1 protein-coding gene is annotated in these 280 nt (G+C 66.1%); it reads right to left on the bottom strand.

All coding sequences use genetic code 11. The annotated features are described in order from the left end of the window. Window positions 1–280 (bottom strand): hypothetical protein (locus tag AB3X96_RS42800; RefSeq protein WP_368594448.1); only part of this gene is annotated, 280 nt, incomplete at both ends.

The raw sequence follows: 280 nt of genomic DNA, 5'->3' as shown, positions 1-280 counted from the left end.
CTGATCGAGCCATCCGCAAGCACGATCGAACCACCACCCAGCGCCCGGGCCGTGCTCGACGCCGTGCCGTACAACTGGCCACCGTTGACCGCGTCCACGCTCGATGCCCGCACTGCGCCCGCAGCCAAACCCGTCACCGTACGGTTGCCCGCCGTGCCCGCCACGTTGATCACCGAACCGTCAGCGTCTTTTGCCACCGTGATGTCACGACTGGTTGCGTCCTGCTGGACCAGACCCACCGTGCCCTCGGACAACTGGTTCTGCACGTTCGTGATGCTGG

The sequence above is a fragment of the Paraburkholderia sp. BR13439 genome, assembly GCF_040948805.1.
GTDB lineage: Bacteria > Pseudomonadota > Gammaproteobacteria > Burkholderiales > Burkholderiaceae > Paraburkholderia > Paraburkholderia youngii.
Note: the sequence above shows the minus strand (reverse complement) of the source record. Positions and strands in the feature narration are given on the sequence as shown.